Below are 17,931 nucleotides of genomic sequence, written 5' to 3' on the forward strand. Positions count from 1 at the left end.
TTCCTTTAGACTTGCAAGAGTAAAATTTGTGTAAATTAAGGATTAAAAAAGAGTAGGCTAACTATAACAAGTTCCAGTTAAAAGAGCTATATGCTGATTCAGTACCTACTCTTTCCCTAAATAGTAACTCAAATAGAAATTCGGGATTAAAAGCCCATTATTAAGGAATTGAGTCCTATTTAATTTAATCCATTCATAACTAAAACCAAAATTATGAAAAATTCATTGACTTTTGTAGGTATTGATATCAGTAAAAACACATTGGATATTTGTTCTATAAAAGGTGAGAAGAAACTGGCCAAACGTATTGATAACAACAAAAAAGCTATAAAAGTTTTTTTTAGTGGCTCAAAGCCACAAAGTTTAAAAGTCTGTATTGAGAATACGGGGCGATATGGCCGTAAGATTATTGAAGTCTTAACCTCTTTAAATATCGTTTTTTACGAAGTAAATCCTTTGCATTTACACAAAAGTATTGGACTCACCAGAGGAAAAGATGATATTATAGATGCCTTCCGTATTGCTAAATTCCTGGAAAAAAACCACACAGAACTCGAACCACATCAAAAACCAGAACCGGGAATAGAAAAGCTGAAAGCACTTATATCCCATAGGAACCTGTTAATTAAGCAAAGAGCCCAACTCAAAGCAAAAAACAAAGAAAACCTACTGATTGCAGATCTTGACTTGCCGCAACTGGAAGAGCACGGAGCTGAACTTATTCAATTACTAACTGAAAAAATAAAACAAACCGACAAATCAATAATTGAGGTTATTGAGCACAATAGTGTATTGAAGCACCAATACCATTTAATACGTGCTATTCCTGGAGTAGGTCCTATTTTATCGTGGAATATGTTGATTAAAACAAATGCATTTAAATCGATCACAAATCCTCGTAAATTTGCCTGTTATGCTGGAGTGGCGCCATTTTCAAAAAGTTCAGGAACTTCTGTTTTTGGTAGGGCATCGGTTTCTATCTATGCAGATAAAGGCATTAAGAAAATACTGCATTTAGCAGCCATGAGGGCGATCCAATTGCCTTCTGATTTAAAACAATATTACCATCGAAAGGTAAATGAAGGCAAAAACAAAATGAGCGTCTTAAATGCTGTAAGAAATAAGATCATTCATAGAATTTTTGCCATCATAAAAAATCAAAAAATATATAATAATAACTTGCAAGTGTCATAGAAATCAGCTTGACGAGAATAGACTTTTCAAACAGCTTTTTTAATTTAAAGTTTGCCAATATTTTCGGCTAGCGTGTTTATAAATTTGGTTAATGGCTTTTTAACCATCATTGCCATCATAGCATTAAATTCACCGCCGAATTCCATCTGTACTTCGCTCTGATTTTCGTTTAAAGTCGAAATATGCGCTTTTAATTTAAAATCAAATTTATCTGAAGTGGAGCCCAATACCACCAATTCTGGTTTCCGGGTTTCCTGGATTTCCAATTTTATAACAGGCATACCTTTAAGTCCGAAAACAAAGGTTTTTTCATCTCTTACTTCAAAAACTTCTTTGTTTTCAGGCATTAACTGTTCGTAATTTTTAGGGTTAATCAAAAATTCGAACATTTCCTGCTCACTTTTATTAGCAGTTACTTTTGGGCTTTCTATACGCATCTTGTCTATATATCTTTAAAGAAACTTATTTTCAGATAGTACAGGTTGTATTCTATACTTTCTGTAACCAAATTATTTTTTCCAGTTAGCCGGATCCTGTCGCCACTCTCTTAAAAGATCGGCTTCAGCAGCATTTATATAATTGGTCCTCTGTGCAGTTTCAAGAAGAAAATCGTAGTCGCTAAGGGTATGAAGCTCTATTCCTGCTTTTTCAAAATTCTCATCGGCAGTTTTAAAGCCATAAGTAAAGATGGCCAGCATTCCTTTTACGTTTGCATTGGCTTCTTTTAATGCTTTCACTGCGTTAAGGCTACTGTTTCCTGTGCTAATTAAATCTTCTATTACCACAACGCTCTGGCCTTCGGTTAGGTTTCCTTCTATTTGATTTTTTCTTCCGTGGCTTTTGGCTTCCGGCCTAACATAAATAAACGGGAGACTCAAAATTTCAGCTACCAGCATACCAATTCCAATAGCACCGGTGGCAACCGCGGCTATAACATCGGGTTTTCCATATAGCTCTTCAACCTGCCTTGCAAATTGTTCCCTTATATGGTTTCTAATGGGAGGATAAGATAATACTATTCGGTTATCGCAATAAATTGGCGATTTCCAACCACTGGCCCAGGTAAAAGGTTCTTGTGCATCTAATTTTATTGCTTTAATTTGCAATAGCAGTTCAGCGGTTGTTCTGGCTGTTTCTTTATTTAAAATCATGCTGCAAATGTATAAAGTTTTTGTTAATGATATTCCCCTAATTTTATCTACAAAGAAAGATTTTGGAGAAAATTACGTGTCTTTACCTATTAAGAAGGTTAGAATCAAACGAATAATAAAAAAAATTAGTAAAGGAGAATTGCTCTACGTAAACCTTTACCACGAAAAGGAAGAAAAGCTTTTAAAGCATTTGTTTAAAAAATTGCGCGTGGTTACAGCAGCGGGGGGAATGGTTTTTAATGATAAAGACGAAATTTTATTTATTTATCGCAAAAAGCGTTGGGATTTGCCAAAAGGTAAAACCGAAAAAAACGAAACTATTGAAGCCTCTGCCATAAGAGAGGTAGAGGAAGAAACAGGGGTTGAAGGTTTAAAAGTCACTAAGTTTTTGCAAAAAACCTATCACATTTTTAAACGAAAGGGGCGTTTTAGGCTAAAGGTTACTTATTGGTATGAGATGCGTACTTCTTATGAGGGGGAGTTACGCCCCGAAACTAAAGAGGGTATAGAAAAAGCTAAATGGAAAAACCTGAAGAAAAGCCAAAAGGCCCTTCAAAAATCCTATGCCAATATTAAACTTCTTTTTACCGATGAATATCTAACGAGGAACTCTAAAGATAGGGTAGCGTAAGTGCGCCTCTTCATAATGTTTAGATTGTTTGTGCAACCAATCTAATTGGTTGTACCAACTATTTGCAAATTCGGCCTCTTTATTTTTCTTTGCTTCGAAGGCGTCTTTTAATTCGGGATTATCTTCTAGCATTTTTTTAGCGATATCCTCAAAAACATAGGGAGAGAAGCCTTCCTTTTGCTGAAGAACGCTGTCAAAGAAATTCCAGTTAAAGAAAGAATCTGAAGCTTCAGGTTCTAAAGTTTCAATTAAATAGCGCACTCCATCCTGAAAAGTCTTAACCATAAAATCTCCTTTTCTAAATTTGATAGAATCCATTTTTTTGGAAACCCTGGTTTCGCTATGGGTATAATGGCCCTCGTAGGCATTATCCCTTGTTTTAAAATCTTCTATTCTATAAGTTTCAACATATAGCGTGGTGTCCCGGGCTAAGGATTCCAGTTTTATATTGTTTAGTTTTAGTAGCTCGGTAATTTGCCACCAACCCTGTGGAATAATATATGCCCTGGGAATTTCGATGGTATCTTGTGCAATAAAATTATTATAATAGTCTATTTCTTTGGTAAATGGCTTTTCTGTATCAAATTTTAAACGTTCATCACCGGTTATTTCACTCGCAATCATGTTGCCTTCATAACCTTTAAAATTTCTTTTGGTGGGATTTTCATAATCCGGTGTATAATTAATAGGATACCAGCGGTCTGTCAGGTATTTTCTAGAGGCTCTTTTACGAATATCTTTCATTCGTTCCCTATTGGCTTCGGCAATGCCTATCATACTGCGCATAAGCTCGTAGGTGCCCTTTACCCGTTTTGGATAGGGCTTGAGCATATGGGTTTCAATCATCATTCCAATGGTATTCCAAAGACTGGTATAGCCGGTAGAATACCTGGGAAGATCGTTAAATTGGGTAAAACCTTCATCCGGGACTTTGTTGAAAACATTTACGTAAGGAGTTATGTCCCAATCTTTTTTTGCAAGAGAATCTTCTAATTGAGGTACAATTTGCTCATTCAGGTAAGCTCCCAATTCGCCCCCCAATTTGTTGTGCTGAGTAAATAAATGGGTGAGTGTATATTGGTAATCGGCGCCATTGCTAACGTGATTGTCAATAAAGATATCGGGTTTCACGTGATGAAAAATCTTATAAAAACTCCGGGCATTACGCGTGTCGGCTTTTATAAAATCCCTGTTTAGATCATAATTTCTGGCATTTCCTCTAAAACCATATTCCGCCGGCCCATTTTGATTTGTACGGCTATGGGAGTTTCTATTTAAGGCACCTCCAACATTATATACAGGAATTGTGGCTAAAACTGTATTTTTCGGTGCTGTAATAGAATCTCCTGCCAAATCTCTAAAAAGCATCATAGTAGCATCAATACCGTCACTTTCGCCCGGGTGTATGCCGTTATTTATAAGAATAATGCTGTTTTTATCTCTTAGTTTTTCAAAATCAAAATCTTCAGCAGGGCTGTAAATTGCAAGATGAAGCGGTTTTCCGCTATCGGTTTCTCCAAATTCTTCCAGGCTCACTTTGCCGGAACTTTCTGCCAATTCGCTATAGAAATCTATAACTTCGGCATAAGTAGCGGTTTCTTTTCCATCACTTTTTTCAAAACGGGTTTCAAAATCATAATCGGTAACCAGTTGGTATTTCTCGAAGTCACAAGATGTAAGTGAAATCAGACATAAAAGTAAAAGGAGATATTTTTTCATAGTATCCTAAGAAATTGGAGGGGTAAAATTAACTAAAACCCGTCTAGCCACCAAACAAGCTATACTAATTAGTACTTGTTAAAGTAAACCTAATCTGTTTTAAAAACTTTTTGCCTACTATTATTAAAAGTAATTTTATTTGCTAATTAATGATAAAGGCTGTTATATAATTTTCAATTTTGTAAACTAAGACAGTCAGGTTAACTTTCTCGCGGCAAGTAAACGGGGTATTAAACAGAAAATTTTTGGATTTCGAGGTGGTTATAAGGCCTTACATCTCAATTATTGCGTAAAAATTAAAATAGTGGATAAAAAATTACTGGCACTGCTGTGTTTTTTCTTTTTAAACAAGCTGTTCTCACAGGAAAATCAATTTAAAATATTAACACTAAATACTGAGCAGGTGGTTAGGGAAGCCCGTATTTTTAATGCTTCAGGGCTTGTGGCTGTCTCAGATGAATATGGGGTTTTTGAGCTGAACTCCCGGGAATTGCCGGGAAATTTTACTATATCGGCCATTGGGTATAAAAGTTCACAGTTCTTTTTGCAGGCTTCCAAAGAAATTCAGCAACTTTATTTAAGTCCTGGGTCAGAAAGCCTTTCAGAAGTGGTGGTGCGAAGTACCAATATTCCTAAAAGTCTTAAAAACGTTCCGGCTTCGGTGAATCTGGTGACTCAAACAGATTTTAAACGAACCGATGCTACAAATGTGCTGGAAACATTTAACACTGTACCTGGACTATTTGTAAATCAGGGAGCTTTAAATACCAATAAAATAAATATCCGTGGAATTGGCGCTCGTTCGCAGTATAGCACGAATAGGATTCAGGCTTATTTTGAAGGAATTCCGCTTACCACGGCCGAGGGGGAATTGACCTTAGACGATTTTGACCAGGAAAGCCTGGATAGAATTGAAGTTATTAAAGGGCCAACCTCCAGTATTTATGGAGCGGGTTTAGGGGGATCTATTAATTTGTATGCTAAACAATCTAAACAAGAGGAAGCCCAACTTACGGCCAAAACGCAATTTGGCAGTTTTAATACCAGAAAACAGGTTTACCAGGCCTCCAATACCACTAAAGAATCTTCAATTTTTGGAACCTTTACACACTTAACAAGTAATGGATACCGCGACAACGGAAATTACGATCGGAAATCAGTTTTGGTGAATGGAAGTCTTAAAACCAGCCAAAATGGTAGTTTATCTTATTTAGCCAATTTTAGCCGATTAAAAGCTTTTATTCCCAGTTCATTGAACGAAGAAGATCTAAGAAATGATCCTGAAAAAGCTGCATTTACCTGGGGGCAGGCCAGGGGGTACGAGTCTTACGATAAAGGTATGCTGGGTGGTTCTTATACACATGCCCTTTTCGATGATTTTAGCAATACAACCAGCATATTTTTAAGTTTTAGAGATGCTTATGAACCGCGCCCTTTTAATATTTTAAAGGAAGAGCGTGTTTCGGCAGGGGTTAGAACAAAATTTAATTTAAATACCCGGGTTTTCGAATTGCCTTCTGAAATTAGTTTTGGAGCCGAATATTATAACGAATGGTACGAAACAGGTACTTTTCAGAATCGATATGAGGATTTTCCCGGGAATGGAAGTGTGTTAGGGGAGCGCTTAAGCAATAATGAGCAGGATAGAAATTATGCTAATTTTTTTGCCCAGCTTAATCTTGAGATTACTGAAAAATGGAACCTGGAAGCCGGGTTTAATATCAATAATACAACTTACAGTTTAACCGATCTTTTTGTGCAAGATGAGATAGATCAAACCGGCGAATATAGTTTTGATATAGTAGTTTCTCCAAGAATAGGTGCTACGTATAAAGTAGCCGAAGGTAAAAACATCTATGCCTCTGTAAGCCATGGGTTTTCAACCCCAACAGTTGCGGAGACTTTGACACCTGATGGGCAGATAAACACTAATCTCAAGCCCGAAACCGGATTAAATTATGAGTTTGGTTTTAAAGGAAACTGGCTCCAAAATAAATTGTATACCGAAGTCGCGGTATTTTCAATTCAAATAGAGAATTTACTAGTGGCACAAAGAGTGGCCGAAGATCAATATGTGGGGGTTAATGCTGGAAAAACCAATCATAATGGATTGGAATTTCTTAGCAATTATCGTTTTCTGGTAGGTGGAGATATTTCAGTAAAACCCTATGTTAATGGGGCTATTAACTTCTTTGAATTTGATGAGTTTGTGAATAATGATGAAGATTTCTCCGGAAATAAGCTCCCCGGGGTTCCTAAATATACGCTAAACCTGGGAGTGGATGTTCAAAGTGATTCAGGTTTTGAATTTTTCGGAAACTATAGAAATGTTGGGGAAATTCCTCTAGATGATGCAAATTCGGGTTACACCAATCAATACAGCCTGTTGAATTTTAAAGCGGGATATACTTTTAAATTGTTTCAGGCATTAAACCTGAACTTCTACGGAGGTGTGAACAATGCTTTAGATAAAAATTATGCAGCGAGTATTGTAACCAATGCTGTTGGATTTGGAGGCGCTTCACCACGTTATTTTTATCCCGGAAATCCCAGAAATTATTACGGCGGACTTCAACTGAATTATATTTTTTAAGATTTCGGGAGTATTTTTGCCACGAATGCACCAATAATTTTTTCAGAGCTATGAAATCTTCCTTTGGAGCTTGTCCTGAATTCAATTCGGGAGGTTAGGGTGCTACCCTCACCACATCGGGCACCATAAACTCATAATTTCCTTTATTACGAATTACATCCCGAACTACGGTAGAAGAAATATGGCTTTTACCGGAAGAGGTTATAAAAAAGAGCGTGTCTATTCCGCTCATTTTATAATTGGTTTGGCCAATAGCTTTTTCAAACTCCAAATCTTGCGCATTTCGTAAGCCTCGTAGTAAATATTCGGCATTTTGTTCTTTGCAAAAATTTACGGTAAGTCCTTTATAGGTGGTCACTTTTATTTTAGGTTCGTCTTTAAAAGTTTCCTTTAAAAAATGCAGCCGCTCTTCCAGGGAAAACATATACTTTTTGTTGGAATTTGTGCCAATGGCCAGAATAATTTCATCAAAAAGCGGCAATGCCCTTTCAATAATTTTTGTTGCTGGTTAAATTTATGAAGGATTTATCTCAGGTAATTTTAGCTCATTTCTCTTAAAAAGAATAGAGATAAACTTATTTGGTAGCCATACTTAAAATTGAAATATCCAATTTTTGTACATATATTTGTACTTGAATAAATACGTTATTATGCAAATTACAACTGTTTCTGACTTTAGAAAAAATATTAAAGTATACCTTGACAGGGTAATCCAAAACTTTGAAACCTTAATTATTAATCGTGGAAAAGATTCTGGAATTGTTGTGATGTCCCTGGAAGAATACAATTCTCTAATGGCCACCAATCACGAATTATCTTCCCGAAAAAATGAATTACGTTTAGATTCTGCCATTGAAAAATTAAAAAACGGAAAATCATTTTCAAGGGGCTTAATCGAAGACTAATATGAAATATATATTTGTTGACGAATCCTGGGAAGACTACTTATATTGGCAGAAAACCGATAAGAAAAAACTTAAAAAAATAAACGAACTTTTAAAGGATATTTCGAGAAATCCGTTTGATGGAATTGGGAAACCAGAACCTTTAAAGCATAAATACGCCGGATTTTGGTCAAGAAGAATTGATAGTGAGCATAGGCTTATTTACCAATATAGGGAAGGAGAGATATTGATTGCAAAATGTAGATTTCACTACGACTAAAAAAAGAAAGCCGCAACAAAGACTAAAAATAATTACCTAGTCTTTTTTGAAAAAAATATAATTTAAAGATTTCGGGAGTATTTTTGCCTCGAATGCACGAATAATTTTATCAGAGTCATGAAATTCCCCTTTGGAGCTTGTCCTGAATTCACTTCGGGAGGTTAGGGTGCTACCCTCACCACATCGGGCACCATAAACTCATAATTTCCTTTATTACGAATTACATCCCGAACTACTGTAGAAGAAATATGGCTTTTACCGGAAGAGGTTATAAAAAAGAGCGTGTCTATTCCGCTCATTTTATAATTGGTTTGGCCAATGGCTTTTTCAAACTCCAAATCTTGCGCATTTCGTAAGCCTCGTAGTAAAAATTCGGCATTTTGTTCTTTGCAAAAATCTACCGTAAGTCCTTTATAGGTGGTCACTTTTATTTTAGGTTCATCTTTAAAAGTTTCCTTTAAAAAATGCAGCCGCTCTTCCAGGGAAAACATATACTTTTTGTTGGAATTTGTGCCAATGGCCAGAATAATTTCATCAAAAAGCGGCAAAGCCCTTTCAATAATATCGGTATGGCCTAAAGTAATAGGGTCAAAAGATCCCGGAAAAACTGCTTTTTTCATAAAAAATGATTTTGTCTTTTCCGTGAAGACGGAATACCAATTAGTCATTTGCGCATAAGCGGAAATTCAAATTTAATCATTTCAGGTAAAAGGAAAAAGAAACCCCTCCGCCTATCGGCACCTCCCCTTTAAAAAAAGGGGAGGAACTTTTAAGAGTATTAAATAATTATATAAGAATCACATCCACTTCTATTTTGAATGGAAACTTTCTGAATTTACTTCGGGAGGCTACCGTAATTTTAAAGCCGTCTCGATTGCGCTGCTAAAAAGTTCGCTTAAACTTATTTCTGCAGCTGCGGCCTGTTTGGGTAAAATACTGGCTGCACTTAATCCCGGGGTGGTATTCATTTCAATAAAATGAGGTTCCCCGTTATGGAAAATAAATTCCGACCTTGTAAATCCGCGCATTTTTAGCTTTTTGTAAATCAGTTTAGCGATTTCCTGCACTTTTTTGGTTTGCTCTTCCGAAATATTGGCAGGTGTAATCTCCTGTGATTTTCCTAAATATTTAGCTTCATAATCAAAGAATTCGTTTTCAGAAATAATTTCGGTAACAGGCAGGGCTTTTACTTTTCCTTTGTAGGTAATTACGCCAACAGAAACCTCGGTGCCATCCAGAAAAGATTCAATAATCACCTCGTCATCTTCTTTAAAGGCATTTTTAGTGGCAGGAAGCAATTCTTCTTCAGTTTTTACTTTAGTGATTCCAAAGCTGCTACCGGCCCGATTGGCTTTTACAAAACAGGGTAAACCAACTCTGGCTAGAATTTCTTCGGTATTTACTTTATCTTCTTTATTCAGAAAATAATTTACTGCCGACTTTATTCCGTAAGCTTTTAAAACGCTTATTAGATCGCGCTTGTTAAAGGTTAAAGCAGCCTGGTAATAGCCACAGGTAGTTTGCGGAATTCCGATTAATTCCAGGTAAGCCTGGAGCAATCCGTTTTCGCCGGGTGTGCCATGAATGGTATTAAAAACACAGTCGAAAGAAATGGTCTTTCCGGCTATTTTTACGGTAAAATCGTTTTTATTAATCGGGTAGGGGGTATCATCATCGGCCACTACAAACCATTCCTTTTGTAAAATATGTACCCGGTAAGGTTCATATAAATCGCGATTAAGATGTTTGTAAACCATATTTCCACTATTAATAGAGATTCTATACTCACTGGAATAGCCGCCCATGGCAATGGCAATTTTTTTCTTCATCTGGGGAGTTTGGCGTTTTTAGTTTATTGTTTCAATAATATCGACTTAATTATAAAGCTTATTGTTTAATAAAAATATTTTAACCGAAACAGGCGTTAAAACCTATATGCTAAATTATCCTGGGATAAATAAGCATTCAATGAAAAAATCAAGATTTACGGGTTTGAAATGAGTTTTTTATTATCTCCGGATAACGCGTAAACAATAGACTTTAAACAATAAACAATAAACCGGCAAAGCCGACACAACAAATCTACAAACAATCTGCCACCAAAAGCAGGGGTTTTATATCTTTGCTGCTTAGAAACAAATGTATGGGATTCTTTAAATTTATTTTTAGTAAAACTTTTTTAATTCAGCTAATCATTGCCGCTATTTTAGTAATTGTTATTGCTTTTTTGGCTTTGAAATGGCTTGATTATTCTACCAACCAGGATCAGCGTATCGCTGTGCCAGATCTGGCAAAGCAGTCTTTAGATGAAGTAGAAGATAAACTGGCAGCCCAAAATTTAAGATTTGAGATTATGGATTCTGCGAATTTTAATCCAGATTTTCCGCGTTATTCGGTGATAGAACAAGTGCCGGAAGCAGGGCAATTTGTAAAAGAAAATAGAAAAATATACCTTACTTTAAATCCCTCAGGTTATAGAAAAGTAATGATCCCCGATTTGATAAGGAAAACGCGAAGACAGGCCGAACCTACTTTAAGGTCTTTGGGCTTTGAGATTGGAGACGTTAGTTATAAACCCGATATTGCCGAAGATGCTGTATTAGAACTAAGGCATAAGGGTAAAAAACTGGAACCGGGAGACGAACTTATGAAAACTTCTACTATAGATTTGGTATTGGGAGATGGTTCTGGAAGGTACCGAATAGGCGAAGATAGGAAGGATAGCACAACTACCGCAGAGGAAGAAATTGAATTTTAATGAAAGAAGAAGATCAAAACGAAATAGACCAACAGGACGAAACTTTATACGAACATCATAAATTTGAAGCCGGTCCCGGTCAAAAACCTTTGCGCGTAGATAAATTCTTAATGAATTTTATTGAAAACGCCACCCGAAATAAAATTCAAAAAGCTGCTAAAACCGGTAATATATACGTTAACGAAGAACAGGTAAAACAAAATTATAAAGTTAAAGCCGGCGATATAGTCCAGGTAATGTTCGAGCATCCGCCGTATGAGTTTTTGCTAACCCCGGAGAATATTCCCTTAGATATTGTTTACGAAGACGATACCTTGTTGGTGGTAAATAAACCTGCGGGTATGGTAGTTCATCCCGGCCACGGTAATTATAGCGGAACCCTAATAAATGCCCTGGTATATCATTTTGAAAACCTTCCCAATAACTCCAGCGATCGCCCGGGACTTGTACATAGAATAGACAAAGACACCAGCGGACTCCTGGTAATTGCAAAAACAGAGGAAGCTATGGCACACCTCTCTAAACAGTTCTTTGACAAAACCAGCGAACGCGAATATGTGGCTCTGGTTTGGGGAAATATAGAAGAAGATGAGGGTAGGGTAGAAGGAAATATTGGAAGGCATCCTAAAAACAGGTTACAAAATACCGTTTATGAAGGGGAGGAAGCCGAAAAAGGAAAACCTGCCGTCACCCATTATAAAGTCCTGGAACGTTTTGGTTATGTAACCCTGGTTTCCTGTAAGTTAGAAACCGGGAGAACCCACCAAATTAGGGTGCATATGAAGCATATTGGGCATACCCTGTTTAACGACGAACGTTATGGTGGCGATAAGATTTTAAAAGGAACTACATTCAGCAAATACAAGCAATTTGTAGATAATTGCTTTAAAATATTGCCCCGTCAGGCCCTACACGCAAAAACCCTGGGCTTTGTACATCCAAAAACCGGTGAAGCCATGAGTTTTAATACCCAGATTCCGGAGGATATACAGGCCTGTGTTGAGAAATGGCGCAACTATGCCAAAAACCAGAAGGAGGTGTTGTAAACCATCTCATTTACTTTTTTAACGTCACCCCGAACCTGCGCTTACCTTAAGGCGGGTTTATTTTGGATTATAGCAGCTTTAAAATCTGATTATAAAAAGAATTTATACTCAACTTGCATCCCGATAAAGAATCGAGGCAGTCTCTGAAATAATCCCGAAGCTTCGGAACAGGATGAGGTAGTGCTCGTCACCCCGAATTTATTTCGGGGTCTAAGCTGTTAAGAATTTAAATTGAGCTACGATATTATAGAAAACACTTCAATTCAACGAACAATCTACCCGGGTCATCATCTTCCAGGAACATTTAAATGCCGGCGATTTTTTAGTGGAAGAAAGCTTCCGTTTAAACCTGATCTTAATGAATTTTCCACCCGAAATATTAAACTGGTAAGAATTCGAATTAAGCAGCTGCCCGTTAAAATCAATAATAATTGCACCAGAATTTTTCCATAAAAAACGACCTGTACAGGTTTTTATCGGGTTTGGATATTTAGAAGATCCTTCCATAAAATCAATTTTTGGAAACTATAAGTTACGCAAAAAGATGCTTTTATAAGAAAAACCTGTAAAATTTAACGCAGCTTCAATATTTTTTCTTCGCAATTCTATTCCCGGTAATTTGGCGTTGCGCATTAGATTTAAAGCGTGAGACCTCGTTATCCCGTAGTTTAGCGTGCTTGGTTTTTCTACCCTGCACCCTGGCGCGCCATTTTCTCCAATTACGCGGGTGCATTTCCTCCTGCATAAATTTTATCACATCCTTTTCGGCCAGGCCAAACTGGTATTCAATCGCTTCAAAAGGCGTGCGGTCTTCCCAGGCCATAGCAATTACGCGATCCCGCTGCCGCTCGTCTAAGTCAAACTTTTTAGCAATACTCATTTTTTAACCGAAATTTATGAAAATAGGAGCTTTTGTTGGGTTGAACATTGGTGAAGGTTTTTGTAAAAAAGAGGTGGTTTTATAAAAATGAATAGCAGAAAAGGGATAATAATTATTTAGGTGTTTCCCTGGCGGGTCGGGCTTTACGTTGCAATCTTTTTGCTCGATAATCGAGATTTAATCCTTCCGGCTTTGTTTTAAAGCCAAACCTGCCTCAAACCGAATTTCTGAAACTCGCAAAAAGGATTTCCACTACAATCCCTAACGCAGGGGTTTATGTTTATTATTCCAAAGTTAAAAATCAATTTATTATGTTGTAAATAGCTTATCTGGAAAGATCTATAATTTCATTTTTTTTATACAAATTAGGTAGATATCTCGATTTGATTCGAAACTGACTTCTTTTCTTAATTTTCGGTTTAACAGACATGTTTTCAAGCTTTATACCTGGGTCATAATAAATATTACCAGTCGACATTTGGGAAAGGAAAAGCTGAAAATCCGTTCCTGTACCTAAAATTATATTGTTTCCATACTTGTATTTTCTATCTTTCTTTGAATCCGAGAGAGAGGGGACATAGCACGCCTTGTCATGTTTTCTATTCCAATGTAAAAGCATAGATGAAAAACTCCAAGAGGCCGCTTCATTCCCTTTTTGATCAATTAAAGATATACTTCCGTTTGAATTTCTAATTTTTCCGCTTTCTTGATCGAATCCTATAAGTTTCATTTCTAAATTAGTAGTTGGGTGAATTTTTCCAACTTTGTGAAGGCCACCAAAATTCATACGGTCAGGTCGTCCTCTTTTATCAGAATACCCATATTTTCTAATAAAATATTCCGTCCCTTTTGTTTTATAAAGACCATCAGTTGGTTCTGGTGTCATTAAGGTAATAACCGATGAGTTAATATTTTCGAATTTCTTGACACCAAATTGCTTTATTTCCCAACCCATAAAATCAGGTTCTGAATATCCATTTGGCGTTACACCTAGCTCTGCTTCTAAAGTGTAACCGCCACAATTTGAAGATCTACATGGCAGTATGTTACTCTTGGAATCGAGACGTTTTGAGGAAATCCAACCAAGTTGATGAACTCTTGAAAGTTCTTGAAGTAGAATAGCTCTATTATTTGCTGCTCGCGGCAATTCAATAATTTTAAATACACCGTGTTCTTGCAAATTATTTAGAGCATCAAATTCCTTAGCAATTTTCGAAATAGGATGAGCAACAAAACCTAAAACTTTTCCTTTTTTGTTAGCAGATATAAATAGTATTCTATCCTCCAGTCTTTGAGTCATTAATTCAGAGGGGGCATTCTTTGAACCTAACAAAAAACCTGAAAATCTAACTTCTGGGTATTTAGGATAAAGAATTAATTGAGCATTTGGAGCAGGGGTAAGATTGCCTTCTTCCGTGATCCAAGAAAAATTTAGTGATGCCTTAAATCTTTCTCTTCTCCAATCTCCAGCCTCAACCGTTGATATGCTTGAGATAGGTAAAATATTTAAAATTTCGAAATTTCCACCAAAATAAACTTGATTTTTGGAATTATCATTTGGAGCGAGTTTTTTTACATATATTACATCACATCCATTATTGACGAACAGTGATTTGAGACTCTCTAGTTTCATTAACTTTTAAAAGTTCTTTTACAATATTTTTACCAACCGCTTGAATTAACGGGGTGGCAACTGAATTACCAAACTGCTTGTACGCTTGATTATTTGAAACAGGTATAATAAAATTGTCTGGAAACCCTTGAATTCTTGCACACTCCCTTGGTGTTAATCTTCGTGGATTTTTCCCTTTCTGTGGTATTAAAATTTCAGCACCATCTTTATAGTACCTAGCGCTTAAAGTCCGTGAAATACCATTCAAGTTAGTTAAACCAAAACCAAATCCATTTCCTTTTGCTTGATGTTTTTTCTTATAAGCCTGTAGGTAACTCCATAGTTTGTCAGATAATGTATACTTATCGTCAACTTTTGGCTCTAAAATATCTTGTATGGCTAAATCTATTCTTTCGGGATCCGGAAAATTAAAATTTTCTTTTTCTTTGAAAATATTTTTGTTGAAACCGACTATTATAATTCTTTCTCTGTGCTGCGGCACATAATATTTAGCATCTAAAACCTTGAAATGAATTGAATACCCCAGTTCAGATAAAGTTTCAGTTATTACTTTAAAAGTTTTCTTTTTATCGTGAGAGATTAGGTTTTTTACATTTTCTAACATAAAAACCTTAGGTTTTTTATGTTTTATAATTCGAGCAATATCAAAAAATAATGTGCCTTGAGTTTTATCTAAAAAGCCGTGTTCTCTACCCAGAGATTTTTTCTTTGAAACCCCGGCTATAGAAAAGGGTTGACAAGGAAATCCCCCTAGTAAAATATCGTGATCAGGTATTTTTGTTTCCGGAATTTCCGTAATGTCCCCGAAAGGTACTTCTCCAAAGTTAGCTTCGTAAGTTTTTTTAGCGAAGGAATCCCACTCGCTGGTAAAAACGCATTTTCCACCTACATTTTGATAAGCCAATCTAATACCTCCTATTCCTGCAAAAAGGTCAATGAACTTAAATTTTGGTTTTTTTGGAGGTGGAAATGGAATATCCCACTTTATAGGTAAATAATATTGAAAATCTGGTTCTTCTGAAATCTCCAAATTTTCGTGCAATTGGGTTAAGAATTCTTTTGCATAGGTTTCATAATATTTTGAAACCTCATTATCATGATTTTGAAAATAATGAGTTAAATGAGCCATTTCGTTAGTAGTTTTTTTGTCTATAACGATTTGTAAATTTTCTTTAACCTCAGAATATTTTTTACTCATTTTCATATTGCAAATATGCGATAATTATAACTTTTAACTTAGAAATTTTATTCCAACTTTTCAACAGTTTAAAGACTTCACCTTGACAGATTTTAAAGAAAAATATAAACAAAGGGGTATAACAAAGTTTAATTTAATCTTTAATTTTTAAAATTTTCATCAATCGATTTAGGTTTACCTCTCTTTTAATTGATTTCTTCCTCTTTGGTTCTAACTCACAATCTGTCCAAATTATAATTACTCGCCATCCTAATTCTTTCCATTTCTGTGATTTTATTTTATCTCTTTTTACGGCTGAAATTCTTTTGCCGGAAACTATTTCAGAAGTTGTAGATATTTTATCTCCCTTATTGCAATCTTTATGGCAATGCCAAAAACATCCCCGTACATCAATTATTGTTTTATATTTCGGTAAAACAATATCCGGTTTCCCCGGCAATTTTTTATCGTGAAGTCGGTAACGAAATCCTTGCGCATGCAAAAACTTTCTGACAATCATTTCTGGTTTGGTATCCTTTCCACGAATTTTACTCATATTGTAACTCCGTGTTTTCTTATCGTGTACATCTGCCATAAGAATGCTCAATTTACCACTTAATCCACAAACCAAAAAAAGGTTTTCCATAAAGCGATCTAAATTTTTAAAAGCCTATAAATCCTGGCTATTCCCATATAAAAAACTAATAAAACGTGGCTTTCCTGTTTTCTATGCTTTCACTTATATTTGAAGTAAAAATCGCATAATTATGAAAATTGTTATCTCACCGGCCAAAAGCCTTGATTACGAATCTAAATTACCAACCACCCGGGGCACACAGCCCGCTTTTTTGGAAACTACTGCCAAACTAAACCGCAAGATGAGTAGAATGACCAAAAATGAGATTTCAAAATTAATGAGCATCAGCGATAAGCTGGCCGATCTTAATTATACCCGCTACCAGGATTTTGAAGAAGAACACAATAAAAGGAACTCCCGCCCGGCCGTCTATGCCTTTAACGGCGATGTGTATGCCGGCCTGGATGCCTATAGCATTCCTACCGAAAAGTTAGACCAATTGCAGGATAGCCTGCGCATCCTTTCCGGACTTTACGGTATACTAAAACCGCTAGACCTTATACAGCCATATCGTTTGGAAATGGGAACATCGGTAGGTATTGAACGTAAAGATAGCCTTTATGAAGTTTGGCAGTCTAAAATCACCGAACTGCTAAATAATGAAATGGAAACAGATGAGCTTTTTATCAACCTGGCCAGTAATGAATATTTTAAAGCCATAGACACCAAAAAGTTAAAGGCTGAGGTAATTTCACCGGTATTTAAAGATTTTAAAAACGGAAAATTAAAAATCATTAGTTTCTACGCCAAAAAAGCCAGAGGGGCCATGGTACGTTATATCATAGATAAAGACGTTCACAACCTGGAAGAACTTAAAGGTTTTGATTATATGGATTACCGATTTAGCGAAGAACATACCGAAAAAGAAAGCGAGCCGGTGTTTATTAGGTAATTTCTTCAGATTTTCAGTGAGCAGTCTCAGTGGGCGGTAGTATTTAATCGTCATCACGAGCGAATGCTGAGTGCGGCCATCTTTTGTTTTATTTTCCCGGTCACTTCTAATTTCCGACGCGAGTCGGAAGTATCGGGAAATGCTTGGTAGATAAGAGTTAAAAGTTAAAAGTGAATAGTTAATAGGGAAAGAGGTTAGAGAAAAGAATAAAGAGGTAGAAGTGAGGAAACCCATAACTGACTAAGACTAGAGTTTAACAACTACCGTCCAGGGGGGAGTTAAAAGTTAAAAGTGAATAGTGAATAGGGAAAGAGGTAAGAGACTAGAGAAAAGAGAAAAGAATAAAGAGGTAGAAATGAGGGAACCCATAACTGACTAAGACTACAGTCTAACAACTACCGTCTAGAGGGGGTGAAAGTTAAAGGTTAAAAGTTAAAAGTGAATAGGTAAGAGAAT

At 36.2% G+C, this 17,931-nt stretch carries 19 protein-coding genes; 8 read left to right on the plus strand and 11 right to left on the minus strand.

What is annotated here, in order from left to right; translation table 11 throughout:
• Window positions 1-213: 213 nt before the first annotated feature.
• Window positions 214-1,194, plus strand: coding sequence for an IS110 family RNA-guided transposase (locus I6U49_RS13705; protein ID WP_198627550.1), 981 nt, complete (start codon window positions 214-216; stop codon window positions 1,192-1,194).
• 44 nt (window positions 1,195-1,238) lie between these two features.
• Here I6U49_RS13705 and I6U49_RS13710 read toward each other — a convergent pair whose 3' ends face one another.
• Together I6U49_RS13710 and pyrE are read right to left on the minus strand one after the other, a co-directional pair.
• On the minus strand, window positions 1,239-1,631 hold the full coding sequence (locus tag I6U49_RS13710; protein WP_198629241.1) for an SRPBCC domain-containing protein: 393 nt from the start codon (window positions 1,629-1,631) through the stop codon (window positions 1,239-1,241).
• A gap of 72 nt (window positions 1,632-1,703) precedes the next feature.
• Window positions 1,704-2,345 (minus strand): orotate phosphoribosyltransferase, encoded by a 642-nt coding sequence (gene pyrE / locus I6U49_RS13715; RefSeq protein WP_198629242.1) that lies wholly within the window; start codon window positions 2,343-2,345, stop codon window positions 1,704-1,706.
• A 7-nt stretch (window positions 2,346-2,352) separates the two neighbouring features.
• Between pyrE and I6U49_RS13720 the strand changes: the two genes are divergently transcribed.
• A complete protein-coding gene (locus I6U49_RS13720) occupies window positions 2,353-2,976 on the plus strand; it encodes an NUDIX hydrolase (protein ID WP_198629243.1) in 624 nt (207 codons plus the stop codon).
• Here the strand turns inward: I6U49_RS13720 and I6U49_RS13725 are convergent.
• Window positions 2,944-4,695 carry a M14 family metallopeptidase gene (locus tag I6U49_RS13725; RefSeq protein ID WP_198629244.1) on the minus strand — a complete coding sequence of 584 codons (1,752 nt, stop codon included), beginning with the start codon at window positions 4,693-4,695 and terminating at the stop codon, window positions 2,944-2,946. The two genes, I6U49_RS13720 and I6U49_RS13725, sit on opposite strands and share 33 nt — an antisense overlap.
• Window positions 4,696-4,999: 304 nt before the next feature.
• Here I6U49_RS13725 and I6U49_RS13730 point away from each other — a divergent pair, with 304 nt between their 5' ends.
• Window positions 5,000-7,288: a TonB-dependent receptor family protein gene (locus I6U49_RS13730; protein WP_317191882.1), complete on the plus strand. Its 2,289-nt coding sequence runs from the start codon at window positions 5,000-5,002 to the stop codon at window positions 7,286-7,288.
• Window positions 7,289-7,382: 94 nt separating this feature from the next.
• On the opposite strand, the gene coaD (I6U49_RS13735) is transcribed toward I6U49_RS13730, so the two are convergent.
• The gene (coaD, locus tag I6U49_RS13735) at window positions 7,383-7,784 is read right to left on the minus strand and encodes a pantetheine-phosphate adenylyltransferase (protein WP_198629282.1); all 402 of its coding nucleotides are present in this window, start codon (window positions 7,782-7,784) and stop codon (window positions 7,383-7,385) included.
• A gap of 154 nt (window positions 7,785-7,938) precedes the next feature.
• Between coaD (I6U49_RS13735) and I6U49_RS13740 the strand changes: the two genes are divergently transcribed.
• Together I6U49_RS13740 and I6U49_RS13745 are read left to right on the plus strand one after the other, a co-directional pair.
• Window positions 7,939-8,193: a type II toxin-antitoxin system Phd/YefM family antitoxin gene (locus I6U49_RS13740; RefSeq protein ID WP_193711038.1), complete on the plus strand. Its 255-nt coding sequence runs from the start codon at window positions 7,939-7,941 to the stop codon at window positions 8,191-8,193.
• A gap of 1 nt (window position 8,194) precedes the next feature.
• Entirely contained in the window at window positions 8,195-8,452 is a 258-nt protein-coding gene (locus I6U49_RS13745) for a Txe/YoeB family addiction module toxin (RefSeq protein ID WP_198629245.1), read from the plus strand.
• 161 nt (window positions 8,453-8,613) lie between these two features.
• Here I6U49_RS13745 and coaD (I6U49_RS13750) read toward each other — a convergent pair whose 3' ends face one another.
• Window positions 8,614-9,072 (minus strand): pantetheine-phosphate adenylyltransferase, encoded by a 459-nt coding sequence (gene coaD, locus I6U49_RS13750; protein ID WP_198629246.1) that lies wholly within the window; start codon window positions 9,070-9,072, stop codon window positions 8,614-8,616.
• Window positions 9,073-9,300: 228 nt separating this feature from the next.
• Window positions 9,301-10,281, minus strand: coding sequence for a D-alanine--D-alanine ligase (locus I6U49_RS13755; RefSeq protein ID WP_198629247.1), 981 nt, complete (start codon window positions 10,279-10,281; stop codon window positions 9,301-9,303).
• 314 nt (window positions 10,282-10,595) lie between these two features.
• Between I6U49_RS13755 and I6U49_RS13760 the strand changes: the two genes are divergently transcribed.
• A complete protein-coding gene (locus tag I6U49_RS13760; protein ID WP_198629248.1) occupies window positions 10,596-11,210 on the plus strand; it encodes a PASTA domain-containing protein in 615 nt (204 codons plus the stop codon).
• Window positions 11,210-12,256 carry an RluA family pseudouridine synthase gene (locus I6U49_RS13765; protein ID WP_198629249.1) on the plus strand — a complete coding sequence of 349 codons (1,047 nt, stop codon included), beginning with the start codon at window positions 11,210-11,212 and terminating at the stop codon, window positions 12,254-12,256. Before I6U49_RS13760 ends, I6U49_RS13765 begins: the two co-directional genes overlap by 1 nt.
• Window positions 12,257-12,514: 258 nt before the next feature.
• Here the strand turns inward: I6U49_RS13765 and I6U49_RS13770 are convergent, their stop codons facing one another.
• The 5 genes from I6U49_RS13770 to I6U49_RS13790 form a co-directional block, all read right to left on the minus strand.
• Window positions 12,515-12,763, minus strand: a complete 249-nt coding sequence (locus I6U49_RS13770) for a hypothetical protein (protein WP_198629250.1) — start codon at window positions 12,761-12,763, stop codon at window positions 12,515-12,517.
• 76 nt (window positions 12,764-12,839) lie between these two features.
• The gene (locus I6U49_RS13775) at window positions 12,840-13,136 is read right to left on the minus strand and encodes a TIGR03643 family protein (protein WP_193711030.1); all 297 of its coding nucleotides are present in this window, start codon (window positions 13,134-13,136) and stop codon (window positions 12,840-12,842) included.
• 325 nt (window positions 13,137-13,461) lie between these two features.
• Window positions 13,462-14,769, minus strand: coding sequence for an MvaI/BcnI family restriction endonuclease (locus I6U49_RS13780; RefSeq protein WP_198629251.1), 1,308 nt, complete (start codon window positions 14,767-14,769; stop codon window positions 13,462-13,464).
• Window positions 14,732-15,973, minus strand: coding sequence for a DNA (cytosine-5-)-methyltransferase (gene dcm, locus I6U49_RS13785; protein ID WP_232804729.1), 1,242 nt, complete (start codon window positions 15,971-15,973; stop codon window positions 14,732-14,734). The genes I6U49_RS13780 and dcm overlap by 38 nt, the downstream gene beginning before the upstream one ends.
• Before the next feature lie 127 nt (window positions 15,974-16,100).
• Window positions 16,101-16,592 carry a very short patch repair endonuclease gene (locus I6U49_RS13790; protein WP_232804730.1) on the minus strand — a complete coding sequence of 164 codons (492 nt, stop codon included), beginning with the start codon at window positions 16,590-16,592 and terminating at the stop codon, window positions 16,101-16,103.
• Window positions 16,593-16,713: 121 nt separating this feature from the next.
• Here I6U49_RS13790 and yaaA point away from each other — a divergent pair, with 121 nt between their 5' ends.
• The gene (gene yaaA, locus I6U49_RS13795; protein WP_198629252.1) at window positions 16,714-17,475 is read left to right on the plus strand and encodes a peroxide stress protein YaaA; all 762 of its coding nucleotides are present in this window, start codon (window positions 16,714-16,716) and stop codon (window positions 17,473-17,475) included.
• Window positions 17,476-17,931 lie beyond the last annotated feature (456 nt).

The sequence above is a fragment of the Salegentibacter maritimus genome, assembly GCF_016236915.1.
GTDB classification, from domain to species: Bacteria; Bacteroidota; Bacteroidia; order Flavobacteriales; family Flavobacteriaceae; genus Salegentibacter; species Salegentibacter maritimus.